Raw genomic sequence first — 26,061 nt, forward strand, 5'->3', positions numbered from 1 at the left:
TGGCTATGCCTGGCTGGATACCGGTACCCATGAAAGCCTGATTGAGGCGAGCAACTTTATTCAAACCATTGAGCATCGTCAAGGCTTGAAAGTTGCCTGCCCGGAAGAGATTGCCTATCGCCAGAAGTTTATTACTGCCAACCAAGTGCGCGAGCTCGCGGCTCCGTTGGCAAAGAATGCCTATGGTCAGTATCTGTTGAAAATGTTGAAGTAATCATTTTTACCATGGGGCTATCAGCCCCATTTATACATCAGGTATTCATGATGAATGTTATTCAAACCAAGATCCCCGATGTTTTTATCTTTGAGCCGAAAGTGTTTGGTGATGACCGTGGCTTTTTCTTTGAGAGTTTTAATCACCAGCAATTCGAGGCGGCCATAGGTCGTAGTGTGACCTTTGTACAAGATAACCACTCCAAGTCATCCCGAGGTGTATTGCGCGGCTTGCATTATCAACTGCCCCCCCACGCCCAGGGGAAGCTGGTGCGCTGCGTCGCGGGTGAAGTGTTTGATGTTGCAGTGGATATCAGGAAAAGCTCGCCGACATTTGGCCAGTGGGTGGGTGTGCATCTTTCTGGTGACAACAAGCGTCAACTGTGGATCCCGGAAGGATTTGCACATGGGTTTGTGACCTTGAGTGAGGCGGCGGAGTTTTTATATAAAACGACCAACTACTGTTTTCTTGCTAGCGATAGAGGCATCCAGTGGAATGATGAAAGACTTGCCATCGCATGGCCAATTTTTGGATTACCACTAATTTTATCCGATAAAGATCAACGACAACCTCCTTTCATAATAGCCGAGTATCTTTAATGTCGGATTTAGCGACTAAGACTAAAAAAGGTCTACAGTGGAGTGCGGTCGAGCGTATATTGACTCAAGGCATACAGCTTGTCTTGACTTTGTTACTTGCGAGGTTATTGGGGCCAGTTGCATTTGGTCTGGTAGGCATGCTAGCGGTATTTATTGCCATAGCTAATGTTTTTGTTGATAGTGGTTTTACCTCGGCACTGATCCGTAAAACAGATCGAACAGATAGCGATCTCGTCACTGCTTTTTACTACAATATTATCATATCTGGCTTCTGTTATCTTATTTTATATTTTGTCGCTCCCTATACTGTTGGTTTTTATCATCAGTCTGAATTGCAAGGTTTGCTACGAACGTTAGGGCTGACGGTATTAATCAATGCCTTCACCTTAATACCTCGAATGCAATTGACCGTGGCAATGGATTTTAAAGTTCAGGCTAAAATTTCGGTCATCAGTGTATTGGTTAGCGGTTGTGCAGCCATAGTATTAGCGCTCCATGACTATGGGGTATGGGCATTAGTGATACAAACCTTACTCAATGCAGTCTTTAATTTAATTCTATTTAATCTGTATTCCCCTTGGTTGCCACGGGGAAGGGCCACGAGGGAATCGTTTAACTATTTATTTGGTTTTGGTAGCAAGTTATTGCTTTCTGGTTTGTTAGATGTCATCTACAACAATATTTACCAGATCATCATCGGTAAGAAATTTACCTCTGCAGTAGTAGGGCATTTTACCCAAGCAAATCAGTTGGCTAGTGTACCCGCGATGACCCTTACCAGTATTATTCAACGGGTGACTTTTCCACTGTTTAGTCAATTACAAGACCACACTGATAATATGGAAAGCGTCTATCGTGTGACGTTGAAAATGTCTGCTGTGATTATTTTCCCATTAATTATTGGTTTAGGTCTTATTGCTCAGCCGCTACTCACTTCTCTACTGGGCGAACAATGGCAGGACGCTGCGAGTTTACTCAGTGTATTGTGTATGGGTTATATGCTCTATCCCGTTCATGCAATAAATCTAAATTTGTTGCAAGTCATGGGTCGTAGCGATATTTTTTTAAAGTTAGAAGTGATCAAGAAAACTATTGGTATAGTTATCTTGTTGGTCAGTATACCCTATGGTGTGCTAGGCATGTGCATAGGTTTTTCCCTTACGTCTTACTTTTCATTATTGTTTAACACCTATTACACAGCAAAAATTATTCGTATTAGTCAATGGCAACAGTTTAAAGATTTAGCCCCTATCTGGTTAGCGGTTATAATTTCTGCTGTTGTCGCTTATATCGTTGGGCAGCACTGGAAAGTGCAACCTTGGTTGCAGATCATAATCAATCTCAGTGTTGCTGTGCTTATCTATTTATTATATTTGGTGTTAGCTCAAAAGGCGTTGCTATTGCAAGTTCGTAACGCTTTGCGTCGTTAACTTATCTTACTCTAAGAGTTATGATTTTTTGGAAGAAAAAATGAGTAATGTAAACATTCCAGTTACCCAACCTTTCCTGCCTGAATTAAATGAATTTATCCCTTATCTTGAGAAAATTTGGGATAATCGTTGGTTAACCAATAATGGACCTTTTCATCAAGAGTTGGAAGCTAAACTCTGTGATTATCTTGGTGTTAAATACATATCGCTATTCAATAATGCCACAATTGCTTTGATTACGGCATTACAAGCGATGCGGATTAGTGGTGAGGTCATCACTACCCCTTACTCATTCGTGGCAACCAGCCACTCGATCATGTGGAATGGCTTGGAGCCGGTTTTTGTCGATATTGATCCAAAGACCTTCAATATTGATTCCGCGAAGATAGAGGCAGCTATTACCCCACGTACCACAGCCATTATGCCGGTACATTGTTACTCCAATCCATGTGATGTCGAGGCTATTCAGAAAATTGCCGACAACTACGGTCTTAAAGTAATTTATGATGCTGCCCATGCTTTTGCCGTAAATTATAAAGGTGAAAGCTTGCTTCAATGGGGTGACCTCTCCATTTTAAGTTTTCATGCTACTAAGGTGTTTAATACTTTTGAAGGTGGAGCCATCATTAGTCCGGATGCTAAAACTAAACAACGTATTGATCGCTTGAAGAATTTTGGTATTGCCGATGAACTGACTGTGACGGCGCCAGGTATCAACGGTAAAATGAGCGAAATTAATGCTGCCTTTGGCTTGGTGCAACTCAAGCATATCGATCATGCAATGCAGCAACGACAGTCTATTGATGCTTATTATCATGCAGCCTTAGGTGATGTAAAAGGTATCACTCTCTATCAACACAACAAAGATGCTAACAGTAACTACTCCTACTTCCCGATCTTGGTAGAAGCAGATTATCCACTGAGTCGTGATGAGTTGTATGATAAGCTCAAAGCAAACAATATTTTGTCACGCCGTTATTTCTATCCTTTGATTAGTAATATGCCTATGTATCGCGGGCTGCCTAGTGCGCAGGCCAATCTGTTGCCTTTTGCTAATCAGGTAGCAGACAAAGTGCTTTGTCTACCGATATATCATGAATTGAATCCACTTGTTCAAGATGAAATTATTAACTTGATCAAAGAGAACTAATATCTATGGCTTTTCTCACTCAAGAGCAGCTGGCCAGTATGGGCTTTGCATCTTTTGGTACTAATGTGCTAATTTCTGATAAGGTCTCATTCTACGGGGCTAATCGAATACATATTGGCTCTAATGTGCGTATTGACGATTTTTGTGTGCTTTCAGCTGGAGTTGGGGGGATAGAGCTAGGTAATTATATACACATTGCTGTTTATAGTTCATTAATTGGTGCAGGAAAAATCACCCTTTCTGATTTTTGTAACATATCCTCAAAAGTTGCGGTTTATTCAAGTAATGATGACTATAGTGGTGCATATATGACTAACCCTATGGTACCTGCAGAACATACCAATGTGACACATGCGGATGTGACACTGGGTAAACATGTAATTATTGGTAGTGGCTCAGTGGTATTGCCAGGGATAACCCTGCATGACGGTGCAGCCATTGGCGCGCTCACATTGGTCAATAAAGATTGTGACGCCTTTGGTATATATATTGGATCCCCGGCAAGGAAAATTAAAAATAGAAATAAAGAACTTTTAGAACAAGAAAATAAATTGTTTGCATGTCGTGCAAAATAAAAACATTGCCAATCAAAATCAAAGGTGGGGTCTGTTGATTAATCGTACAGAAAAAGACATCATGGCTAGTTGGTTAGCAGATGAACCAATTCGTGTTAGTATATGTTGCATTACATATAAGCAAGAACAATATATCGCTCAAGCTATTGATAGTTTTTTAATGCAAAAAACCATGTTCCCATTTGAAATTATAATCGGTGAGGATTGCGGGGGCGACGGTACATTATCAATTTTGTCTGAATATCAGGCTAACTACCCTTCAATCATTAAAGTTATTACATCGGAAAGTAATGTTGGGGCAAACGCGAATCTTTTAAGAGTATTTAATTATGCCAAGGGGGATTACATTGCAGTTTGTGAAGGTGATGATTATTGGATTGACGAGAATAAAATTACAAGACAATACTTGTCATTGAGAGAAAATAAAAATGTAGATATTTGTTTTACATCAGCAAGGACGTTGAATGAAGATGGTGCTATGGGTATTTTCTCTAAGCATACAGATATAGTAAAATTGTTTACTCTTTCAGAGGTTGTTCGTGGTGGTGGTGGATTTATGCCAACCGCATCACTTATGTTTAGAAAAAATATCGTCCAGAAAATTCCTGCTTGGTTTTTAACTGCGCCGGTTGGGGATTTCTATCTCCAAGTATTGGGCTCATTAAATGGTAAGTAACATATTTACCTGAAGCATCAGCGGTCTATCGTGTAAATGCCATTATTAGTTCATGGTCTTCAGCCAGAAGACAGCTTTCAAAAAGTAGCATACTTTCAACTTTGAATGGTTTTTTATTCGTGCTGATGGGCTTGGTTATGGCGTGAGTGTTTCTGATGTTAAATATACAGTTATGCATGAAACAGATGCTGCTGTTGAGTTTTTATTGAATGGATATTTCCAAGAGGCAAAAGAAATAATGGTTCAATCTGGAGCACTAAAAATGGATGGGAAATGCAAATATTTATATATATGTTTAGGTTTCTCCTAAAAATACCTTCTATTTGATAAAGTTCAAGTCTAAACATTAATGTCATCTTTTTTAAATTTGAATGGCTGAGTGCCAAGAAATTTTTAACCTGATAATTTACTCAATAAATTAATCCTTTTCGATATGTTATGAGTGGAAGTACATACAATACTATCTTTTGAAAAACTAGAGTGAAACCAATGAAGGTCTTCTGATTGTTGCCACTATAAATAGAGTCACCGAAGTAGAGCTTTTTTTAAATGCTATGCTTTTTTATAGTACGTATAAAAATTTTGATATTTTTTGATAGATCGTACAAAAGACGAACGTTTGATAAAGTAATCTCAAAATATTCATCCTGCTTAGAAATATTCCATATTAAGTCTTCAGTTAAAGGTTTAGTCTATAACAGAAATACAATTGAAATGGCTACAGGTGATATAATTTACGCTCTTCCCAGATGATGATTGTACATATTATCCTGATACACTCGAAAAGGTTATGTTAAAGTTTCAGTCAGATAATGTTGATTTATTTCCAGGCCGTATTTTTGATCGAGAAAAAAATTAGTGTAATAAAATTACCTACTTCACCAAAAGAAATAACAATGATGAACTTCTATTCATTGTCATCATCTATTACTATTTTTGCTAAAGTAAAGCAGAATGATTCAATTCGTTTTGATGAAAATCTAGGGGTTGGGATACAATTCATGGTCATGTGAAGACCTGTACTTAAGCGTTTTGTTAAAGAGAGGTTTGAGGAGGGGTTCATGCACTATCAGTAGAAGTTAATCATCCAATCCCTGATGCATGTAATACTCCAATGTCTAAGAGAATAAGTTATGGCGGGTTTTGGTTTATGCTAGGGAAATATAACAAAGATATAATATTTACCCTCATGGGGATAGGTTTTTCTATGAAAAACATCATAAGGCTAGCTATTGGAGAATTATCATTTTCCAATCTCAGTGATATACTTTTCTCACGTATGGTGGCTATAAGGATGGTAAAGCTTACACGATAAACGATGAGTATTACCTACAAGGTATATATTATGAATATATTGTTTGTGACTGACATATTTAATGCGGGCGGAGAAAAAGTAATTGTAGATTTAGCTAACTATTGCTTTAAAATCGGTCATGTTGTAACTGTATTGGTGTTAGATGGAATCAGTCGAATCGTGCAGAACATCTTGACGCAGGTGTCGTTTATCAAAAAATTCAACATATTAAAAAATGGTAGCTTTCATTAAATCCTATAGCCTATGCAAAGTTAGGCTTTTATTTAAAAGAAAATAAACTGATATCATCCATTACCATTTGTATGCTTTTAGGTTGTTAGTATGCTCCCTGATATCTAAGTTGTTCTTCATATCTTCAGCAAGTGAGAACTGTACATATACATCCGGGCTTTTTGTGAAGAAAGCGAATCCTTTATAAAAAATGGAGGCTTGATAGTGAAAAAGTTGCTGCCAAGATTTCGAATATGTCAGTTATTGGCATTCTAAAAAAATCCATGAAAATAACATCCGTTTCTTCCACTTATACTAATAAGTTATTTCTGATATACAATGGAATAGATATATCATCTACCATTATGAACGGAATAGGAATGCCGGAGAAAGCCAAAATTGTATTTGTTTATTTAGCTCGACTTGTCGATGGAAAATCATGATTTTTTGCTCAAGATCTGGTCCTCCTTTATCAAAGAGCATAAAAAATGCAGAATTGCTGATAGTGGGGGACGGTGACTTAAAAGAGATGTTGGAATATCTTGCAGAGAATTTTAAAGTTACATGATAGTGTAAAATTTCAGGTCACATATCTAATGTGAGACATATTTTAGCTAACGCAAACATTGCTCTTTTTCCCCCGCCTTGTGTTGCTATGTGAAGGCTTTAGTATAAGTCTGTTAGAATATTTTTGTATTCACTTCCTGTTGTTGCACACGATATTCCAGCTTTTAGTGAGATAAGCATCACGGAGAAAATATTTATCTGATTCCAATGTTTAATGCTGACAGTTATTTGAGTTCAATGTCATCTCTTTATTTTGATGCGTCCCTTCGTCAGTTAGTTGGTGAAAAAGCAAGATTAGTAGCCGAACAATTTAGTCTTGAAAGATTTTCACTAGAACATTTATCCTTATATAATAGCCTTCTGGTATAAGAATATAAGTGAGAGATGTTTAGCTCTGGTTATGCTGTTCTTTATATATACCCTATTTTATTTGTCGGAATACCAGTCTCCACAAGACTACTATATTCTTGTTTTGCTATTGTTTTAATCTTGTATGGGTTCGTCTGTGTGCCTGTCGTTGGCAAATGAATATCTACCCGTACTTTCTTTATTATTTTTGATTTTTTCTTTGAGCTTTTTGTCAATATTAATTAATGGTACCTCTGATTTTGAATTTATAAAATACCCAGCATTCATTATCGCTATATTATTCAGTGCATTGATTCGTATTTTTGAGATAATGGATATCCCATGTGATTTTAATTATATTGCAAAGTTATTTATTGGTGTTGTATTTATCCAAAGTGTTGCTGTTTTATTGATGTTTATCATTCCTATGCAGGAGCTCATGACATCAATACAGGTTATTTCAATCGATGAAGCAGGAAAAAAATGTCATCACTCTCAGAGATGAGAATAATTGGTTTCGGTTCTCAATATTTTGGTGCTGGGATAACCCATGGATTGGCGTTGATTATCCCGCTTATTTGATTAGGTCGGAGAATATGATTCCACCATGCTGAAAGCCTCGGCTATGTTCTTATTTATTTTCGCTGTTGGCATTGGTATGGCCAGAACAACATTTATCGGCTTCTGGCATAGCACTTTATTGCTGCTTCTTGTTCAGGATTATTAAAATTAAATCTGCATTGGTTACGTAATGTAATGCTATTGTTTTCGGTTAGCGCAATTATGTTGCTGGCTGTTATATTCGTATATGTGCTTTTCCCCAAGATAATTGTTTCTATAGCCTTCTTTTTAATTTTGTCGGAGATGTTTTTAAATTATTTTGAGTCATTCATTGACTACAGAATCCACATCACAATTGGCTACAATGTATATATTCCCTACCAATATATATACTTATTTGATTGTGATGGATTGTATACTGCTGAAGATGGGCTCTTATTATATGGGCACTGATGTGGGTTACTTACGTATATTGTTTATTTTTAGTGTATTTGGAGTCATGTTGTTCTTATTCTCTTCAATATTCTCTGTCAGTTTCTATGAGGAGAATTATGATGGTAATGTACTCTTTTGCATTTTTATTACTATATTTAATGATTTACCTTAAAGGCTTTGCAGATTTGGCTCCTGTATTGGCATTGTTTTTTACTGTAAGCATATTCACCTATAATAATCATGCTTGAAGTTGGAATGTGTTTCATCTTTAGTAATATTGATTACAATTCCATGAAAAATATGTAATTTAATGAAATGAATTTGCAAATTCATCTTGCACAAATAACCTATTTAAACTTATGATTAAAGGTGCAGTGTGTCTAGAAGCAAAAGTATTGCTTGGCTGTAGCTTATAATGGTCAGCGATGGTTAACAGAGCAAATTGATTCAATACTGAGTCAGCAAAACGTTGATATATCTATCGCTATTAGTGTTGATAGAAGTACCGATGATACTTTCGTGTTGTGCAGAAAATACGCTGATTTGTATTCTAATGTGGAAGATACTGCCATATGGCGAATCTTTTTTGGTGGCGCAGGAAAAATTTTTATCGTCTAGTAAAAGACTGCAACTTTTCATTTTTTGATTACATAGCCTTTAGCGATCAGGACGATATTTGGCATCAAGATAATGTTTAATGCAATTGATAAATTGTACAACATGATTACATCAACAGCAGCCGTATTTTTTGGGGAAGATGGTAGCGAAGTTCTAATTGATATACAACTCGCAACAGCGTTGGGATTATTTATTTGAAGTTGCAATGGGGTGTACTTATGTCTTCAAGCGGATTTCGGTTTTGCTTCAAGAATGGTTAATAAGACATCAGCAAAGTAATAGCAAACAATGTGGCTTGATATGACTGGTTAATATACGCATTTGCTAGGCGCAATGGCTATAACTGGTATATCGATTCTAATCCTAGCATGAGTGATATCGCCAACATCAGAATAATCAGGTAGGAACTAATAATACCTCTGCAGAAAAAGAGACTGCGATTGATTAAAGGTAAGTGGTATAGACATCAAATTGTTAGTATTGCCATCATATTATTAGGGCTAGAAGATATTCGTTGTAAAAAAACTGATGAATGGTTATGTTGGTAATCTCTATCTTTTAATAAATATTAATAAATTAAGACGCAGAGTTCGGGACAAACTAGCATTGGCTGTTGTTTTATTGTTAAATATTTTTTAATTTATTGCGTGTTATTGTATTTTTTTTTTTTTTTTTTTTTTGAGTGTCACCTCACCATAATTCAGCGATTCTTTAAATAAGCATAAGGCATTAATGATACCGAATCATATGTGAATTGATCTATCAAACATTTATTTTATTGTCGTTATGGAGTCAGACGGTGGAATTTTTATCACTTTTTTCTGCATCTTTTTTAATATTATTTTTTGCAAGAAAAGTAGCGCAAAAAATAAATTTGGTAGACCGGCCTAATGAACGTAAATTACATCAGGGGTTGGTTCCTTTAGTTGGGGGGATTTCGATATATCTGACGCTGATGCTAGCCTTATGGTATAAACCTGGTCTGTTGAACCACTCCGATATTTATGTGCTTTGCTCCTCCGTCTTGGTGATGATGGGAGCCATCGATGATAAATATGATGTTGATTATCGCGTCAGGTTAGTGGTGCAGATCTTGATCTCTTGCGCGATGATTTTCGCTGCTGGGCTTTCTTTAAAGAGCCTAGGACATATTTTCTTCAGCTATGAAGTGGACTTGGGGCCGCTTGGTTATATCGTTACCATCTTTGCTGTGCTTGGCGCTATTAATGCTTTTAATATGGTGGATGGCATCGATGGCTTATTGGGTGGGCTCACCATGGTGACCTTCGGGGCTCTCGCCTATATCCACTACGCCGATGGACAACTCCCCTTGGCCCGTTTCTGTCTGTTGATGATGATCGTGGTGGTGCCCTATATCTGTCTGAACTTGGGCTTCCCCTTTGGAGGGCGTAAAAAGGTCTTTATGGGGGATGCGGGCAGTATGTTGATCGGCTTTACCGTTATCTGGGTATTATTGCAGGGGACCCAAGGCCCAAAAGCACAGATGAACCCGGTCACCGCACTCTGGTTGATTGCCATTCCGCTGATGGATATGACCTGTATCATGGTGCGGCGTATTCGCAAAGGGGTTTCTCCCTTTAAGCCTGATCGGGAACATCTGCATCATATCTGCTTGCGGGCAGGGCTTTCATCCCATCAAGCCTTGGTGGTGATTTGCGGCATTGCGACCTTGCTGGCCGTTGTGGGCATCGCTCTTGAATATGGGGCCGTACCGGAGTGGGTCAGTTTGTTGTTATTTGTTCTGGTGTTTGCTCTCTATTACCAGTTGCTTAACAATATATGGCGTATTCTCGCCAAGATTAAGCCAAAAACTCCCATTGAGCCTAATTAAATTGGGCCGATTATGTGCTGAAATATTGAAAGTATGCCCCTGATTTCTCTGATAAGGCTTATTAGGCACCTTATTACTTCTCTGAACCGATTAGGATACGAATGTCATTATGACTAACAAAGAGATAACCCCAATATCTGACTCTCATCTGCCACAAGGTTGGCAAACTTCCTCCGGCGATGAGATCGATCTGCGCGAGCTGATTCTTGTGTTATGGCACCAGAAGCTCCTGATCCTGCTGGTCGCGGGTGTATTTGCCGCAGCAGCTATCGCTTATGCCCTTTTGGCGCCCCAGGTCTGGGTCAGCCAGGCCGAGATCAAGCAACCCACCCTCAAGGAGGTGGAATCACTCGAGCTCAATATCAACCAACTGATTAACGCTCAGGTACCGGCGACCGCCTTCACTGCCTTTGACAAGAAGGCGCTCTACGGAGATTTCGTCAACAACTTCAACAGCTTCAACAACAAGCGCCAGTTCCTGCTGGAAAGAGGCTATCTGGATGCCGAGGCCACACAGGCCGAGGTCACCGATCCGAAAGGCAAGCGACTGCTGCTCAAAACGATGGCCGAAGGGATCAATGCCAAGGCCACGGAGAAACTGCGCGAAGATGTCACCCTCTCCTTCGCCGCAGGTACGGCGTCCGAGGCCAAGGAGCGTCTGGAGCAATATATCGCCTTTATCCAGCAGCAGGAGTCGGCGGCCAAGGGCAAAGAGCTCAACACCATCTGGCAGAACCGGATCAAGACGCTGCAAACCCAGTATGAGAGTGCGCGGGCCGATACCCTCAAACAGCTGCAAGACGATATTCTGCGTACCGAATACAGCCTGCGTATCACTCAGGCGGCTGGGCTGGAGGCACCAGTACAGAACCTGCAGGATCAGGGGAGCCTGCCCATCGATCTGGGGGCTCGTGCCCTGGCGGAGAAGCTCAAGATCCTCAAGGAGATCAAGAACCCCGAGTTCATGAATCCGGGGATTGGAGCCCTGCGTCTGCAATTGAGCAGCCTGCAGGCCATCAAGCTCGAGGAACTGCCCTTCCAGTCCTTTGCCTATCTGGCCTCGCCGAGTGAACCCCTGAGTCGTGACAAGCCCAAGCGTCCCTTGGTCGTGGTCTTGGCCACTTTGCTCGGCGGCATGCTGGGCGTGGGCATAGTGCTGGTCCGTCATGTGTTTCGCAGGCCAGAGCCGGCATGATGGCAAGGAAGTGAACAGGGGGGCGGTTGCCCCCTTTTACGTATTGGATGCTTGGTGACGACACCATGGAAATGACGCTGCAGGGATCAGGAACGATGAGGACAACAACAGGGATCTTTGGCTTGGTCAGCATCCTCTATTGGCTGCTGGGCATGCACTTTTTCATGCACAACCCGGGCGGGGCCGGGCTCTATCTGCCCTTCAACGCCTGGGGCTGGATCTTCGCGAGCCTGGTGATGGCGCTGGGTCTGTGGCAGGTCACCCTCAACCAGCGGCTGGTGGTCTCGCCGCTGCTGACGGTCCTGTGGCTGGGGGCCTTGCTGCTGCTGTTGCCCATGGCTTATCCGGGCTTCGAGCTCAAGGACTATGCCATCCCCCGCCTGATGGGGCTGTTTGCCGGTTTGCTGTTTCTCGCTTGCCTCTATCAGTGGCGATTGGACCGTCAGATGCGGGATCGCTTGCTCTACCTGCTGCTGGGGGCGGTCGCCATAGAGGCGCTGCTCGGCCTGGTGCAGTACTACCTGCTGGTGCCGGGCAACTGGATAGGCTATGACACCAGGACCAATCGCCCCTATGGCATCTTCCAGCAACCCAATGTGATGGCAAGCTTTATGGCGACCGGGCTTGCCCTGGCGATATGGCTTCAGATACGAGGGCACGTCAACCCCTGGCTCAAGGGGCTGCGTCATACCGTGATCCTGGCGACAGCCTTGCTGCTGGTGGTACTGCAGTCCAGGGTGGGCCAGCTGGGAGGCGCCTTGGCCCTGATCCTGCTGCTGCCGCAGTTGCATCGCGAGCGGCAACTGGGTCGAGTGCTGGGACTGGTCGGGCTGGGCATAGCGCTCGGGCTGGCTTCCCAGTACTGGATGGCCGGGGCCAAGCGGGGACTGGAGATGTATCAGTCCGGCGGCATGAGATCCATCTACTGGCCCTATGCCGCCAGGCTGATTGCCGAGGCGCCCTGGACCGGCTGGGGCTATGGCAGTTTCGAGTCCGTGTTCCTCCAGCATTACATGGCGGACAAGGCGCTCAATCCCGCCATGGTGCAGATCGAGTACAACCTGGATCACCCCCACAACGAGTTTCTCTACTGGGCGGTGGAGGGGGGGCTGGCCCCCATGCTCGGCATGGCGCTGATGGGCGGGGCCCTGCTGTGGCGACTGGGTCGGGCTGGCTGGGTCAGAGGGAGTGCCTTGCTGGCCCTGGTGATCCCCATACTGCTGCACACCCAGACCGAGTATCCCTTCTACCATGCCATCGCCCTGTGGTGGGCGCTGCTGCTGCTCATCCATGTGCTGGATGCGGAAGTGGAGGAGGGGGGAACCGCTGGCCATGCCAACTGGCGGGAGCATGTCTATCGCCCCTGGCTCTTGCTGCGTTTCCTGGCCATTGCCATTCCCCTGATCGTCGTTCCCTTCATGCTGACGGCCCTGCATACCGCCTGGGTGGTGACCAAGTATGAGCGCGGCGGCTACAAGCAGCCTGCGCTCTTGCTCGACATCGTCAACCCCATGGCCTGGCTGACCCGAGTGGAGTTCGACGTCAACGCGGTGCGCCTGATGGTGGGTTTACAGGCCAACAACAAGGCGGAGCTGGAGGCCTATCTCGACTGGGGGCAGGCGTTTGTGCGTCATACCCCCAGGGCCAACATCTACGCCAACATGGTGATTGCCCTCAATGCGTTGGGACGGACCGAAGAGGCCAGCCGCCTGCGCACCCAGGCGCTGATGCTCTATCCGGGTGAGCCCTTGCTCACCGCCTCGGCGGCCAGGTCGGTCGCTTCGACCCTGGAGCCCAAGCCCTCCTCATGAGCGGGCCGGGCGCCGCTTCTCCTTATCCCATCACGGCCGCCCTGCGGCCGTGATCATTTCCACCTCAGGCAAGCTCACAGTCAGGATCGGCGGTGTAGTCTCCCGAATGGGGATGGCGGGGCCGCGCAGGCGCGGTGCCGGCGCCATCGGGTCTCAGTCGTCATCGGAGTCGACATAGTGAAGAAGATTGCATCCATCATTACCAGCCTGCTCATCCTGATGGGCACACCGGCCCTCGCAGGCACCAGCGCCCAGGTGGAATACGGCACAGTGCAAGAGAGCCGCATCCTGACCCAGGAGGTGGCGCCCCAGCAGGGCGGAACCCGGCCACTTCGTACCATAGGGGCCGCCGCCCTGGGTGCTGCCGTCGGCAGCCAGTTTGGCGGTGGCTCTGGCCAGACCGTCGCCACCACTGTGGGGGCAGTGGCGGGGGCCGAGGCCTCCCGTCGCCGTCAGGGCAACCAGCAGAGTGTGCAGGGCAAGCAGACGGTCGAGCTGATGATCAAGACCGAGGCAGGCAAACTGCTCAACGTCGTGCAGGATCAGGATCCCGCGCTCACCTTCAACAAGGGGGACAAGGTGCGCATCCTGACCACGGGAACGGATACCCGGGTCGACAAGTCCGTCTAGGCGCTGCCTGGTGTTGGCTTCCTGGCGGTATGGTGCTGCCCTTTGGTCGTGGCCGGGTTGTACGATGTTTCATCAAGGGTTTCATCGGCTCGCAAAAATGCGGTTCCGTGCTGGACGGCGAGAGCGCCTTGGCTAAGATAACGGCCTTAACGTTTGGCAATGGAGGTTGACGTGGAGATAGTACTAGGCCCATTAGAGGCTCGCGTGATCGGCTGCCTGATAGAGAAAGAGATCTGCACGCCGGATCAGTACCCTCTCTCTCTCAATGCACTGGTCAATGCCTGCAACCAGAAGAGCAATCGTGAACCCGTGCTCGAGCTCGCCGAGCTGGATATCCGCGCCGTCATCGACGAGCTGATCCGCCGCCGCCTGGTGGTCAACACCGCCGGCTTCAATGCCCGGGTGCCCCGCTATCAGCACCGTTTCTGCAACACCGAGTTCGGTGAACTGAAGTTCAGCGCCCAGGAGCTCGGCATTATCTGCGAGCTCCTGCTGCGGGGCCCTCAGACCCCGGGTGAGCTGCGTTCGCGCACCAACCGGCTGTGCAGCTTCGACGATGTGACCGAGGTGGATGCGGTGCTGGCCGCGCTGGCCGAGCGGGGACCCTATGTGGTCAAGCTGCCCCGGGAGCCGGGCAAGCGGGAATCCCGCTATGCCCATTTGTTTGGCGGTGAAATCGATCTGGAAGCCTTGGCCGAGGCCGCTCCCGCCAGCAGCTATGCCTCTCCTGCCGCCGATCGCCTGAGCCAGCTGGAAGAGGAAGTGGAGCGCCTCAAGTCGCAGTTGCAGGCCCTGGAAGCCCGTCTGGCGCACCTGGAAGGCTGAATCCGGCGAGTTTGCTTATCCCATCAAGAGGCGCAGCGGCGCCTTTTTTCATGCCCTGCTGGCCGCCCGCAGAAGAGGGTCTGCCCGGCCCCCTGTCCCCGCTTTTATGAGCCTGACCGCTTTTTTTGTACTAATTCGCGGTTAAGGGTCGAGCCGCCGCCGCTTTCCCGTTAAAATTCCGCCTTTGCACCTGCCCGCGAGTTCTGATGTCAGCCTTCACCCTCTCTTCGGATTGCCATGCCCTGCTCAGCGAGCTGCAACTGCAGCGCGCCGCCAGTACCCGTTATTTGCAAGACACGCTGTACGCGCAGCGCTCGCCCGGGCAGGCGCTGACGGAGATGCTGAACCAGTTGCAGCAGCAAGGGCTGATACGGCTGCGCACCGAGCAGCAGTGGAGTCTGACGGCGGAGGGCACCCTGGCCCTGATCCTGGCGGTGCGGGGAGGGGCCTGCCCCATGCCGGACTGGACGCGGGTCCCCTCGGTCACCGGTCAGGAGATGGCACAAGGAGTGGTGCGCGAACTCTGCCTGGGGGAGGCGGGGCAGATCCCCGCCTACTACCAGAGCGCGGATCTCTTGAGCCTGCTGGACCTACCCGATGCCCACCGCCTGCTGGCGGGCTCAAGCCCTGCCTGGCAACAGCTGCTGCTGGAACATTTCGCCCTGCAGACCCTGCTCGATGCCGAGCCTGACGCGCGCTGGCCGCTGGCGCCCGTGACCGCGGCCTGCGCCCCCGCGCTGGCAAGCCGCCTCGAGGCGCTGGCCAGCGAGTGGGACTGGCTCTGCGGCCCGCTGGCCGGCGAGGTGACCACTCACTGGCCGGCCCTGCAACAACTGGCGGAGCAGGGGGATGAGCAGCCCCTGGCGGAGCGGTTGCTCGGCGCGCTGGGGCAGTGGCAGGCCGTGGCGGCGCAAGAGCCCTGGCCCAGGATGTTCAGCGCCCTGCTCTGGCTTGGCTGGCTGCAGCAGGCCGATCCTGTGCTCGCCAGCGAGCAGCGCAAGAAGTGGCAGCGCAGCCTTGGCAACCATTTCCCCCTGCTTTCGGATCTGCTGGGACAGTGGGCCGGTGATCGTCACGGTCAGGCGATAGGCCTGTTCGATACCCTGCAACTGCCGCTGGAGGAGCTCCACTGGGGCTACCTCTGGCTGGATCTCTGCGCCCTCGCGCGCCACGGCGAGCAGAGCCCTCAGGTGGCCATACTGCACAAGTGGGATCTCTCCCATGTGCAGGAGGCCGAGCCCCGCCATCGCCTGATGGCCTTCTGCCAGGATCTGTTGCGCCTCTTGCTGGGAGAGGGGGCCGAGCGTCCCCCGTTGCAGCAACTGCGTGCCACCCCGGCTCCCGAGGTGGCCAGCGACGCAGAGGATGAGGACAAGACCCCCGCCTCGGCCAGTTGGCTCAACTGGCTGCAGGGGCTGGGGCGCTCCAGCGGCGTGCGCAAGGCGCAGGAGCGGCTGGTATGGTTGCTCCATGCGGAAGGGCCCGAGCTCGAGTGCAAGATCCAGAAGCAGAGCACCAAGGGGGAGTGGACCGCCGGGCGCCGGGTCGATCCGGCCCTGCTCTCCACCCAGTATGCCGCCCTGCTCGACGAGGCGGACTGGGCCCTGGTACGCACCCTGCCACGGGGCATGAGCAAGCTGCCCCGTGACGCCTGGGCCCCCCTGGCCAGCCATCCGCGCCTGTTCAACGCCAAGGGGCAGAAGCTGCAACTGGCCATCAGCGCCCCCTTGCTGCAGGTGGTCGCCACCGAGCAGGGCATGAGCGCCGTCCTGAGCCCGGCCGCCGCGGCGCGCGGGGCGCACATAGTGCCCCTGGCCCAGGATCTGTGGCAGCTCATCCTGACCCCGCAGGCGCTGCTGGACAGACTGCCTGCGCTGGAATCCATTCCGCTATTGCCAGCGGACGGGCTCGCCGAGCTGCAACGTACCCTGGACGCCATTCCCGAGCTGCCCTGGCACAGCCAGGTCGAGGGGCTCAGTGGCAATGCCGAGCTGACCCCCTGGCCCGGAGTGCCCTCGGTCCAGCTGGACTGGCAGGATGGTCAGCTGGTGGTCCAGCTGGTGACCCGGGAGGGGGAGTTGCCGCCGTTGCCCCTTGGCAAGGGGGAGGCCATAGTGCGCCAGGGCGTCAGGGACTATCACTACTGGCAACGGGATCTGGCCGCCGAGAAGGCCGAGGCCCAGTTGCTGCGCAACCAGTTGCCCATCGGCCTGCCGGGCAACGAATGGAAGCTGGACGGTGAGCAGGCACTGACCCTGGTCAATGCGCTGCCCGAGCTGGTGGACGCCGGAGTGGTCGTTCACTGGCATCAGGACAGCGCCCGTCTCAAGAGCCTCGACGAGGCGGCCCTGAGCCTGCGCATCGAGCGTCGCCAGGACTGGTTCCAGGTGGAGGGGGCGCTGGCGCTGGACGAGCACCAGATCCTCGACTTGCGCCTCATCCTGCGCCAGCTGACCCCGGGTCAGCGCACCGTTCAGCTCGACGAGAAGACCAGTCTGATGCTGAGCGACAAGCTGGTGGAGCGCCTCACCATGCTGGGGGCCATGCTGGATACCGAGCAGCGCATCAACAACAAGCTGGCCTACCCCCTGGCCCGCCTGCTGTCGGCGGTGACCACGGCCGGGGATGATGCCTGGCACTCCCTGCAGCAGGAGTGGCAGCAGGAGGTGGAGTGTGCCCCCGAGCTTCTGACGGCGCTGCGGGACTATCAGAAGGAGGGGGTGCGCTGGATGGCAACCCTGGCCCACCATGGCTTCGGTGCCTGTCTCGCCGATGACATGGGCCTTGGCAAGACGCTGCAGGCGCTCATGGTGCTGCGCATGCGCCAGCACCTCGGCCCCGCCCTGGTGGTGGTGCCCAAGTCCGTGGTCACCAACTGGCAGGAGGAGGTGACGCGGTTCGCCCCCGAGCTGGAGGTGGTGGTGTTCGAGAATCCCGCCGAGCGGGAGACCCTGATCCAGGAGGCCAGGGCGGGCCAGATCATCCTGGTCAACTACGGCATGCTCGGCAGCCTGGCCCAGACCCTCAAGTCCCGCCGCTGGGCGAGCATGGTGCTGGACGAGGCGCAGCAGATCAAGAATGCCGGCACCCAGCGTGCCAAGCTGCTGTTCCAGCTCGAGGGGGATTTTCGCCTTGCCCTCTCCGGCACCCCCATCGAGAACCACCTGGGCGAGCTGTGGAGCCTGTTCACCTTCATCAATCCAGGCCTGCTCGGCAGCCTCGGCGAGTTCAAGCGCCGCTTCGGCAAGGCGGTGAAGGATCCCCAGCACATGGCGCTGCTGCGGGCGGTGATCAGCCCCTTCATCCTGCGCCGCCTCAAGCAGCAGGTGCTGACCGAGCTGCCGGACAAGACCGAGATCATCCACCACATCAGCCTCTCCCCCGAGGAGCGTCAGCTCTACGAGGCGACCAGGCGCGAGGTGGTGCAGCAGGTGCAGAGCGCCGATGGCCGCGCCCTGATGCACGTGCTGAGCGGCCTGACCCGCTTGCGGCGGCTCTGCTGCTCCCCCGAGCTGGTGATGCCGGAGTGGTCCCAGACCAGCAGCAAGCTGGACGAGGCCATGGCGCTGCTGGAAGAAGCCATCGATGGCGGCCACCGGGTGCTGGTGTTCAGCCAGTTCGTCGATCTGCTGAGCCTGCTGCGAGCCCGCATCGAGCAGCGGCAATGGGACTACTGCTACCTGGACGGCGGCTGCTCCGCCAAGTCCCGTCAGGAGTCCATACTGCGTTTTCGTCATGAACCGGTTCCCCTGTTCCTCATCAGCCTCAAGGCAGGGGGAACAGGCCTCAACCTGACCCAGGCCGATACAGTGCTGCACCTCGACCCTTGGTGGAACCCGGCGGTGGAGGATCAGGCGAGCGATCGGGCCCACCGCATGGGCCAGACCCAGCCGGTGACCGTCTATCGACTGGTGTGCGAGCAGACGGTGGAGGAGAAGATAGTGGCGCTGCACGACGAGAAGCGGGCCCTGGCCGATGGCCTCTTGAGCGGCCAGTCCGAGGTGCGCGGTCTGGATGTGGAGAGCCTGCGCGCGCTGCTGATGGGCTAGGCGCGGCTCTGCCTGCCTGGGTGCGAGAGGGGGATGGTCCTGGTGGCCATCCCCCTCTCTGTTTCAGGGACTCATGGTTCGGCTCTGGCCAGGAGGCGCTAACCCTGATAACGGTAGAGGTGCAGCCGCTCTATGATGGCTTCGCCGCCAATCTTGCGATCCCGCCGCGCCTGGCGCAGCTTGGGCGGATAGTGGCCGAGGTGGGTGACGGCGGGTTGGGTATCCGAGCAGAGCAGCAGGGGCAGGCTCGCCTTGAGCTGCTGCTTGCGCGGCTCCCTGTCCAGCCAGAGCAGGTTGATCATGGGATGGGTCTTGACCGGCCGGCGGATCCGCAGCTGCGCATCCGCTGGCAGACGACGGATGTCGTACACCTCCTGATCCACCATCTTGCTCCACTCCTCGTTGCTGGAGAGCGCCGGCACATAGCGGCGGCTGCGCTCCAGCATCTCCAGCACCTGCTCGCGACTGAGGCGGCTGATGCTCTGCTTGTCGGCCCAGGTGAAACCGAGGGAATGCAGCTCTCCGGTGAGCAGGGTCAGCTTGCGATAGACCTGCAGGGTGATGACCCCGGGCAGTGCGCCGTGCACCAGTTCGAACTTCTCGTCCCGCCCGCCAGCGGCCTGCACCAGCGCCTTGAAGGCGAGCTTGTGGCCGTTGATCTCGTCGAGCAGCGGCTGCAACAGGGGGGCGCTGGCGGCGGGGAAGCGCAACCAGCCAGGCAGGCGGTGAGTCGCCTTGGTGGAGCAGCCTGGGCGGGCACTGTGATCCTGAAAGGCGGTCAGGGTGGCGGCCAGTGCCTCCTCCCCCGAGAGATAGCCCACCTCTATGGCCTCGATGGGATCGTGCTCTTCCCCTTGCGGCACGGCGGGCAGGGGATAGACATGGGCCTCCAGCAACTCGAGCTGACCGAGCTGTCTGGCGAGACGAGCAAGGGCGTCTTCCAGTTCGTCCATCTGTTGACGCAGGGCGGCGGTGGGGGTAAAGGTATCCATCGGCATATCCTGTCTGTTTCCCCAATTCGTCGCCCTAAAGGTGACGATCAGGGGCATGATTAAAGCACTGTATAAATAACCATACCAGTATGACGGGAAGGCGCCAAGTGCCGCCTTTCAAGCGCCGTCCGGGGGTGGCAGCCCTGGTCGCCTTCCGAGGGTTGCCTGTCTGTATCATCCTGTTAAATAACGATCTTTAAGTGATCCAGCAATTAACAATTGGCGCCTGGGCCGAGGTAGCCGCGTCCTGCCTGGCACTCGGGCTCTGCATAGCTAACGTGGGAAACTGCATAGTTAGAAGCAGATGATGCAGGAGAAAATGCTGCCGGGCTGGTCGAGGGAATGTCTGGTTAATATTTTTCATATAAATCAATATTTTGTGTTTCACCCCATGGCGAGATCAGCCATTACTTTTACTAATCCCATGTATCAAAATTCGTCAATTGAGGCACCTCCTCGCCCTGACTAAGCTTTGCGCATCAAATCCGAGCCTTGCGCAGAACTAGAGAGAGGAGCCATATCATGGCCAACATGACTTATACCGAAGCCGGTTACCAGGATTCCAGCGAATCGAATCTGGTTGCTCGCGTCAAGATGACCGTCCTGACCTGGCTGGAACGCAGCCGCAGCCGTCGCCAGCTCTCCGAGCTGCCCGCCTACCTGCTCAAGGACATCGGTCTGAACGAAGCTGACCGCTATCAAGAGACCACCAAGCCGTTCTGGCGTGGTTGATCAGCCGGGCATGGATGCCTCGTTTTCTTGCTGATCTGAACGGCTCTGCCTGATGTTCTCCGCCCCCAGACGGGCCTGACTTTTCCCCTGTTGCCGCTTCCTGTTTTCCCCCTTGTCTGTTCTTCCTTCTGTTTGCCCCCTGTGCCATGAGTTGTCATCATCCCTCGCCAACTTTGTATCCTTACTGTTTGAATTTGTTTAAAAACTGATTTTAAGCCCGGCTGCCTTGCGTATAATCCGGCCATGGCATTCCAGACAAGAGGGTGAGATGGATGATTCCCCAGCATGACTTTTTGGCCCTGACCCGCCGCCACGAGTGGCAGCTCGAGCCCTTTGCCTTCGACCTGGCCAACGGCACCCGGGTGAGCGTGTGGGACACCGGCGTGCTCTGCCTGGAGCCCGCGCCTGAGTCGCCTGGCGGGCGCAAGGACATAGTGCTCTCCTGCGGCATTCACGGTAACGAGACTGCCCCCATCGAGATCTGCAACCAGCTGCTGACCCGGCTGCTCAGCGGGGAGCTTCAGGCCCGCCACCGGGTGCTGTTCCTCTTTGGCAACCCTGCCGCCATGAACCAGGGGGCGCGCGAGGTGGAGGAGAACATGAACCGGCTCTTCAGTGGTGCCCACAGCAAGGGGGAGGGGCTGTGCAACCGGGAACGCATTCGCGCCATGCGCCTGGAGCAGTATGTGAGCCGCTTCTTCGCCGATCCCGCCCGGCCCCGTTATCACTACGATCTGCACACCGCCATTCGCGGCTCTCGTCACGAGAAGTTTGCGGTCTATCCCTTCCCCCACGAGCGCCCCCACTGCAAGGAGCAGGTGCAGTTCCTCGGGGCCTGCGGAGTGCGCACCATACTGCTCTCGAGCGGCCCGACCACCACCTTCAGCTATTACAGCTCGCACCAGCATGACGCCCATGCCTTCACGGTGGAGCTTGGCAAGGTGCGCCCCTTCGGCGAGAACGACATGACCCGCTTCATCGAGGCGCGTCAGGCGCTGCAGGAGCTGGTGACCCAGGATGAGGTGGCGCTCGAGCCCTGGCGGGCGGATGACTTCACGATTTTTGCCATCGATCGGGTGATCAACAAGCAAACGGCCGCGTTTCGTTTCCTGTTTGCCAGCGACGTGGACAATTTCACCGAATTTCCCCAGGGGTTTGTGCTGGCGGAAGACGGGGATCGCCAGTACAGGGTAGAGAAAGCGCGGGAGGCGGTGGTCTTCCCCAATGCCAACGTGGCCATCGGCCAGCGGACCATGCTGCTGGTGGTGCCAACCCGCCTGTGGTCGTGATCTGAGCCCCTCTTTTCACACCAACCCTGCGCCCCTGGCGGCGTGGCCAGGATGGTCGTGATCCCGAACTCGCCCTGACAGGGAGCCCGAAAGGGCTCCCTTCTTCGTTTCTGCTCGCCGAAAATCTCATCTTCTTTCTGAAATTAAAGAAGTTTCTACTGGTCTTACCTGAATGAATCACGTTGCCCTTTGCTTAACATCTTATTTACATTCTAAGGGTCACCTCATGGTGGTGACGCTGACAACGGCAAGGAGCCAGTTATGACCCATGTCGACATCCCCTTCCTTCGTTACCTCGATGAGGAGGGGCGCCCGGTCGCGACACTGCCGACCTGGCTGGACAAGGCGATGCTGCACACCTTCTACCGCAACATGGTGATGGTGCGCAGTTACGACAAGAAAGCGATAGCACTGCAGCGAACCGGCAAGCTCGGCACCTTTCCCTCCCACCTGGGGGCGGAAGCGGTGGGGATCGGGGTTGGTCTCGCCATGCGGCCGGAGGATGTCTATGTGCCCTATTACCGGGACATGCCCACCCTCTATGTGCGGGGCGTGCCCATGGAGCAGAACCTGCAATATTGGGGCGGAGATGAAAGGGGCAGTGTCTTCTACAAGGCCGATGGCGAGTTGTCGGAAGACTTGCCCATCTGCGTCCCCATCGCCACCCAGATCACCCATGCCGCCGGCATAGCGGCCGCCTTCAAGCTGCGCAACCAGCCCAGGGTCGCCGTGGTGACCATAGGGGATGGCGGCACCTCCAAGGGGGATTTTCTCGAGGGGCTCAACTGTGCCGGCGTCTGGCACCTCCCCATGGTGATGATCATCAACAACAACCAGTGGGCCATCTCGGTGCCACGCAAGCTGCAGTCGAGCGCGCCTACTTTGGCCCAGAAGGGCATAGGGGCCGGGGTGCGCAGCCTGCAGGTCGATGGCAACGACGTGGTGGCCGTCTATGAGGCGACCCGCGCCGCCATGGAGCGGGCCCGCAGCGGCAAGGGGCCGACGCTGATCGAAGCCGTCAGCTACCGGCTCGGGGATCACACCACGGCCGATGATGCGACCCGCTATCGGGAAGCGGCCGAAGTGGAAGCAGCCTGGGCCAAGGAACCGGTCAAGCGGCTGCGCCAGTTCATGTTTGAGCAGGGCTGGTGGGACGAGCAGCAGGAGCAGGCATTGCTGGCCGAGGCGGCCCGCGAGGTCGAACGAGCAGTGGCCGTTTATGAAGGCACAACGGCGCAGGCGCCGGAAACCCTGCTCGATTATCAGTTTGCCGAGCTGCCGCGGGAGTATCGTGCCCAGCGTCAGCGCATCATCGCCAAGGGCATGCAGCAGCGCGGCGGGGAGACACACCATGAGTGACATGACACTGCTCGAAGCGGTCAATCTGGCATTGCACCATGAGATGGAGCACGACCCCGATGTGGTGGTGTTGGGTGAAGATGTGGGAGTCAACGGCGGGGTGTTTCGCGCCACCGTGGGCCTGCGGGACAAGTTTGGCTTCAAGCGGGTGATCGATACGCCGCTGGCGGAGGGACTGATCGCCGGGGTGGCGGTCGGCATGGCGACCCAGGGGCTCAAACCCGTTGCCGAATTCCAGTTCCAGGGCTTCATCTTCCCCGGCATGGAGCAGATCATCTGCCAGGCGGCACGAATGCGAAACCGCACCCGCGGCCGGCTCTCCTGCCCCATCGTCTACCGCTCCCCCTACGGTGCCGGTATTCATTCGCCCGAGCACCACAGTGAGAGTGTGGAGGCGTTGTTTGCCCATATTCCGGGCCTGCGGGTGGTCATCCCCTCCAGCCCGAGGCGGGCATATGGCCTGCTGCTCTCGGCCATTCGCGATCCGGATCCCGTGATGTTCTTCGAACCGGATCGTATCTATCGCTCCATGAAGTCGGACGTGGTGGATGACGGCGTCGGCCTGCCGCTGGATGTCTGCTTCACCCTGAGGCCCGGACGGGATCTCACCGTGGTTGCGTGGGGAGCCTGCATCCAGGAGGTGATGCGAGCCGCCGCCCTGCTGGCGGAGCAGGACATCCAGTGCGAGGTGCTGGATCTCGCCACCATCAAGCCCCTGGACATGGAGAGCATCCTGGCCTCGGTGCGCAAGACCGGGCGTCTGCTGGTGGTGCACGAGGCGTGCGGCAGCTTCGGGGTCGGTGCCGAAATCGTGGCGCGGGTCACCGAGGAGGCGTTGACCTCCCTCAAGGCGCCGCCAAAGCGCCTCACCGGGGTGGATGCCGCCGTCCCCTACTATCGCAACGAGGAGTATTACCTCATCACCGAGCAGGATATTGCGGATGCGGCTCACCAACTGATGGAGAACAAGTGGCTATGACGTCTCTCAACTGTTGGCGCCCAGGCGCCCGAGCAAGGAAGAGCCATGAAGTCGGTCAATCTTTGGTGATGTTCCCGCGGATGGAGAACTGGTCATGAAATTTTTCAAATTACCGGATCTGGGCGAAGGTTTGGCCGAGGCCGAGATAGTCGAATGGAAGGTCAGTGCCGGCGATACCGTGAGTGTCGATCAGGTGCTGCTGTCGGTGGAAACTGCCAAGGCGCTGGTGGATGTGCCCTCGCCGGTGGCGGGAGTGATCGCCAGGCTGTGCGGCCAGGAGGGAGACATACTCCACATCGGTGCTCCCCTGGTGGAGTTCGAAGGAGGTGAAGACGACGGTACTGTGGTGGGCAAGGTCAGCGCCCATCAACGGCACATCGAGGATCACTTCGTGGTGGGAGCCATGGCACCCGGTGGCGCCCTGGTGCAGGCCATGCCGGCGGTACGTCTGCTGGCGCAAAAACTGGGGCTGGACATCGACAGGCTCAAGGGCACTGGCAGCGCCGGCATGGTGACCGAGCAGGACGTGCAGAGCGCCTTCGAAGCGCTGCAGAGCAGCGGCAACGAGTTCCTCAAGGGCTCGCGCCGGGCCATGGCCAAGGCGATGGAGCACTCCCATCAGACAGTGGTGCCGGTCAGCATCACCGACGAGGTGGACCTGCGTCACTGGCGGGCAGACGAAGACGTGACGGTGCGCCTCATCAAGGCCATCGGGGTGGCGTGTCGTGCCGAGCCCTCCATGAATGCCTGGTTTGACGGGGATACCCTGTCAAGACGGCTGTTCAGGGAGGTCAACGTGGCCATTGCCGTCGACTCCAAGCACGGGCTCTATGTGCCGGTGATGGAGAACGTGGCCGAGCGGGAGAGGGCGGACATAAGGCTCGGACTGGATCGGATGATCGCCGATGTGAAGGCACGCGCCGTGCCGCGAGAGATGCTGCAGGGGGCGACCATCACTCTCACCAACTTCGGTGCCATAGCAGGCCGTTATGCCAGCCCTATCGTCACGCCACCCCAGGTGGCCATCATAGGGGCGGGCAAATTGTTCGAAAAAGTGGTCTTCATCCATGGGGAGGCGCGGCCGGTCCGGGCACTGCCCTTGTCGATGACCTTTGACCACAGGGCCTGTACCGGCGGGGAGGCGGCGCGCTTCCTCAAAGCCTTGGTTCAGGCACTGGAAGCGGCGGATGCGTAAGTGATTGCACCCTGCCCTTGGCGGGGTGCAAATTTGGTTGCGTAATCGACAAAGGCACGTATAATCTAAACCAGCTTGAAAGGGCGTTAGTTATGTCAATGAATATGATGTTTTGCATCTTTTCCTGTTGTTCATAAGTTAATCCCGTTTTTGAGCTTTATCCGCTGAAAAGCATAAGTAATTATTTTGAATACAGGTTAAAGATATGTCTAACATGATCACCGGTACCGTTAAGTTTTTCAACGAAACCAAAGGTTTTGGCTTCATCCAGCAAGAAAACGGCCCGGACGTTTTCGTTCACTTCAGCGCTATCAGCGGTAACGGTTTCCGTACCCTGGCTGAAGGTCAGCGCGTACAGTTCTCTGTGACCCAAGGTCAGAAAGGCCCGCAGGCTGAGAACGTAACTGCTCTGTAATTCTTACAGAATTTAAGAAAGCCGTGGTACCTCTGGTGCC

General features: G+C 52.5%; 19 protein-coding genes and 1 pseudogene. 19 read left to right on the top strand and 1 reads right to left on the bottom strand.

The window, feature by feature from the left end:
* The 13 genes and pseudogenes from ACWPWQ_RS12510 to ACWPWQ_RS12570 all read left to right on the top strand — a co-directional run.
* A pseudogene (locus ACWPWQ_RS12510) lies at positions 1–214 on the top strand (glucose-1-phosphate thymidylyltransferase RfbA); the annotation flags it as partial.
* 50 nt (positions 215–264) lie between these two features.
* Positions 265–813: a dTDP-4-dehydrorhamnose 3,5-epimerase gene (rfbC, locus tag ACWPWQ_RS12515; RefSeq protein ID WP_454009910.1), complete on the top strand. Its 549-nt coding sequence runs from the start codon at positions 265–267 to the stop codon at positions 811–813.
* Entirely contained in the window at positions 813–2,243 is a 1,431-nt protein-coding gene (locus ACWPWQ_RS12520) for a lipopolysaccharide biosynthesis protein (protein WP_202046158.1), read from the top strand. The genes rfbC and ACWPWQ_RS12520 overlap by 1 nt, the downstream gene beginning before the upstream one ends.
* Before the next feature lie 40 nt (positions 2,244–2,283).
* Complete coding sequence (gene vioA / locus ACWPWQ_RS12525) at positions 2,284–3,393, top strand: dTDP-4-amino-4,6-dideoxy-D-glucose aminotransferase VioA (RefSeq protein ID WP_202046157.1); 1,110 nt, start codon at positions 2,284–2,286, stop codon at positions 3,391–3,393.
* A gap of 5 nt (positions 3,394–3,398) precedes the next feature.
* Positions 3,399–3,968 (top strand): acyltransferase, encoded by a 570-nt coding sequence (locus tag ACWPWQ_RS12530; protein WP_454009911.1) that lies wholly within the window; start codon positions 3,399–3,401, stop codon positions 3,966–3,968.
* A 34-nt stretch (positions 3,969–4,002) separates the two neighbouring features.
* Positions 4,003–4,644 carry a glycosyltransferase family 2 protein gene (locus tag ACWPWQ_RS12535; protein ID WP_454009912.1) on the top strand — a complete coding sequence of 214 codons (642 nt, stop codon included), beginning with the start codon at positions 4,003–4,005 and terminating at the stop codon, positions 4,642–4,644.
* A gap of 2,597 nt (positions 4,645–7,241) precedes the next feature.
* Positions 7,242–7,589: a hypothetical protein gene (locus tag ACWPWQ_RS12540; protein ID WP_454009913.1), complete on the top strand. Its 348-nt coding sequence runs from the start codon at positions 7,242–7,244 to the stop codon at positions 7,587–7,589.
* Between the two features lie 1,908 nt (positions 7,590–9,497).
* Positions 9,498–10,550 (top strand): UDP-N-acetylglucosamine--undecaprenyl-phosphate N-acetylglucosaminephosphotransferase, encoded by a 1,053-nt coding sequence (wecA, locus tag ACWPWQ_RS12545; RefSeq protein WP_429158077.1) that lies wholly within the window; start codon positions 9,498–9,500, stop codon positions 10,548–10,550.
* A gap of 109 nt (positions 10,551–10,659) precedes the next feature.
* Positions 10,660–11,745 carry an LPS O-antigen chain length determinant protein WzzB gene (locus ACWPWQ_RS12550; RefSeq protein WP_454009914.1) on the top strand — a complete coding sequence of 362 codons (1,086 nt, stop codon included), beginning with the start codon at positions 10,660–10,662 and terminating at the stop codon, positions 11,743–11,745.
* A 95-nt stretch (positions 11,746–11,840) separates the two neighbouring features.
* A complete protein-coding gene (locus tag ACWPWQ_RS12555; RefSeq protein ID WP_454009915.1) occupies positions 11,841–13,556 on the top strand; it encodes a Wzy polymerase domain-containing protein in 1,716 nt (571 codons plus the stop codon).
* 177 nt (positions 13,557–13,733) lie between these two features.
* Positions 13,734–14,186 carry a glycine zipper 2TM domain-containing protein gene (locus ACWPWQ_RS12560; protein WP_454009916.1) on the top strand — a complete coding sequence of 151 codons (453 nt, stop codon included), beginning with the start codon at positions 13,734–13,736 and terminating at the stop codon, positions 14,184–14,186.
* Between the two features lie 171 nt (positions 14,187–14,357).
* Positions 14,358–15,011, top strand: a complete 654-nt coding sequence (locus tag ACWPWQ_RS12565; RefSeq protein ID WP_454009917.1) for a YceH family protein — start codon at positions 14,358–14,360, stop codon at positions 15,009–15,011.
* A gap of 206 nt (positions 15,012–15,217) precedes the next feature.
* A complete protein-coding gene (locus ACWPWQ_RS12570) occupies positions 15,218–19,060 on the top strand; it encodes a DEAD/DEAH box helicase (RefSeq protein ID WP_454009918.1) in 3,843 nt (1,280 codons plus the stop codon).
* A gap of 98 nt (positions 19,061–19,158) precedes the next feature.
* Here ACWPWQ_RS12570 and ACWPWQ_RS12575 read toward each other — a convergent pair whose 3' ends face one another.
* Positions 19,159–20,052, bottom strand: a complete 894-nt coding sequence (locus ACWPWQ_RS12575; RefSeq protein ID WP_454009919.1) for a DNA replication terminus site-binding protein — start codon at positions 20,050–20,052, stop codon at positions 19,159–19,161.
* Between the two features lie 522 nt (positions 20,053–20,574).
* Between ACWPWQ_RS12575 and ACWPWQ_RS12580 the strand changes: the two genes are divergently transcribed.
* From ACWPWQ_RS12580 to ACWPWQ_RS12605, 6 genes are all read left to right on the top strand, one after another.
* Positions 20,575–20,784 (top strand): DUF1127 domain-containing protein, encoded by a 210-nt coding sequence (locus tag ACWPWQ_RS12580; protein ID WP_005331430.1) that lies wholly within the window; start codon positions 20,575–20,577, stop codon positions 20,782–20,784.
* Positions 20,785–21,056: 272 nt separating this feature from the next.
* A complete protein-coding gene (gene astE / locus ACWPWQ_RS12585; protein WP_454009920.1) occupies positions 21,057–22,073 on the top strand; it encodes a succinylglutamate desuccinylase in 1,017 nt (338 codons plus the stop codon).
* Positions 22,074–22,334: 261 nt separating this feature from the next.
* Positions 22,335–23,432, top strand: coding sequence for a pyruvate dehydrogenase (acetyl-transferring) E1 component subunit alpha (gene pdhA / locus ACWPWQ_RS12590; RefSeq protein ID WP_454009921.1), 1,098 nt, complete (start codon positions 22,335–22,337; stop codon positions 23,430–23,432).
* Entirely contained in the window at positions 23,425–24,411 is a 987-nt protein-coding gene (locus ACWPWQ_RS12595; protein ID WP_218409232.1) for an alpha-ketoacid dehydrogenase subunit beta, read from the top strand. The genes pdhA and ACWPWQ_RS12595 overlap by 8 nt, the downstream gene beginning before the upstream one ends.
* A 94-nt stretch (positions 24,412–24,505) precedes the next feature.
* Entirely contained in the window at positions 24,506–25,606 is a 1,101-nt protein-coding gene (locus ACWPWQ_RS12600) for a dihydrolipoamide acetyltransferase family protein (RefSeq protein ID WP_454009922.1), read from the top strand.
* Positions 25,607–25,811: 205 nt separating this feature from the next.
* Positions 25,812–26,021 carry a cold-shock protein gene (locus ACWPWQ_RS12605; protein ID WP_005331438.1) on the top strand — a complete coding sequence of 70 codons (210 nt, stop codon included), beginning with the start codon at positions 25,812–25,814 and terminating at the stop codon, positions 26,019–26,021.
* The last annotated feature ends 40 nt before the right edge of the window (positions 26,022–26,061 follow it).

The sequence above is a fragment of the Aeromonas sp. Marseille-Q7275 genome (assembly GCF_965119515.1).

What these genes read in the sequence shown, in the direction of transcription:
- rfbC (WP_454009910.1), top strand. Translation starts at nt 265, where the DNA reads ATGAATGTTATTCAAACCAAGATCCCCGATGTTTTTATCTTTGAGCCG.
- ACWPWQ_RS12520 (WP_202046158.1), top strand. Translation starts at nt 813, where the DNA reads ATGTCGGATTTAGCGACTAAGACTAAAAAAGGTCTACAGTGGAGTGCG.
- vioA (WP_202046157.1), top strand. Translation starts at nt 2,284, where the DNA reads ATGAGTAATGTAAACATTCCAGTTACCCAACCTTTCCTGCCTGAATTA.
- ACWPWQ_RS12530 (WP_454009911.1), top strand. Translation starts at nt 3,399, where the DNA reads ATGGCTTTTCTCACTCAAGAGCAGCTGGCCAGTATGGGCTTTGCATCT.
- ACWPWQ_RS12550 (WP_454009914.1), top strand. Translation starts at nt 10,660, where the DNA reads ATGACTAACAAAGAGATAACCCCAATATCTGACTCTCATCTGCCACAA.
- ACWPWQ_RS12555 (WP_454009915.1), top strand. Translation starts at nt 11,841, where the DNA reads ATGAGGACAACAACAGGGATCTTTGGCTTGGTCAGCATCCTCTATTGG.
- ACWPWQ_RS12570 (WP_454009918.1), top strand. Translation starts at nt 15,218, where the DNA reads ATGTCAGCCTTCACCCTCTCTTCGGATTGCCATGCCCTGCTCAGCGAG.
- ACWPWQ_RS12575 (WP_454009919.1), bottom strand. Translation starts at nt 20,052, where the DNA reads ATGGATACCTTTACCCCCACCGCCGCCCTGCGTCAACAGATGGACGAA.
- ACWPWQ_RS12580 (WP_005331430.1), top strand. Translation starts at nt 20,575, where the DNA reads ATGGCCAACATGACTTATACCGAAGCCGGTTACCAGGATTCCAGCGAA.
- astE (WP_454009920.1), top strand. Translation starts at nt 21,057, where the DNA reads ATGATTCCCCAGCATGACTTTTTGGCCCTGACCCGCCGCCACGAGTGG.
- pdhA (WP_454009921.1), top strand. Translation starts at nt 22,335, where the DNA reads ATGACCCATGTCGACATCCCCTTCCTTCGTTACCTCGATGAGGAGGGG.
- ACWPWQ_RS12595 (WP_218409232.1), top strand. Translation starts at nt 23,425, where the DNA reads ATGAGTGACATGACACTGCTCGAAGCGGTCAATCTGGCATTGCACCAT.
- ACWPWQ_RS12600 (WP_454009922.1), top strand. Translation starts at nt 24,506, where the DNA reads ATGAAATTTTTCAAATTACCGGATCTGGGCGAAGGTTTGGCCGAGGCC.
- ACWPWQ_RS12605 (WP_005331438.1), top strand. Translation starts at nt 25,812, where the DNA reads ATGTCTAACATGATCACCGGTACCGTTAAGTTTTTCAACGAAACCAAA.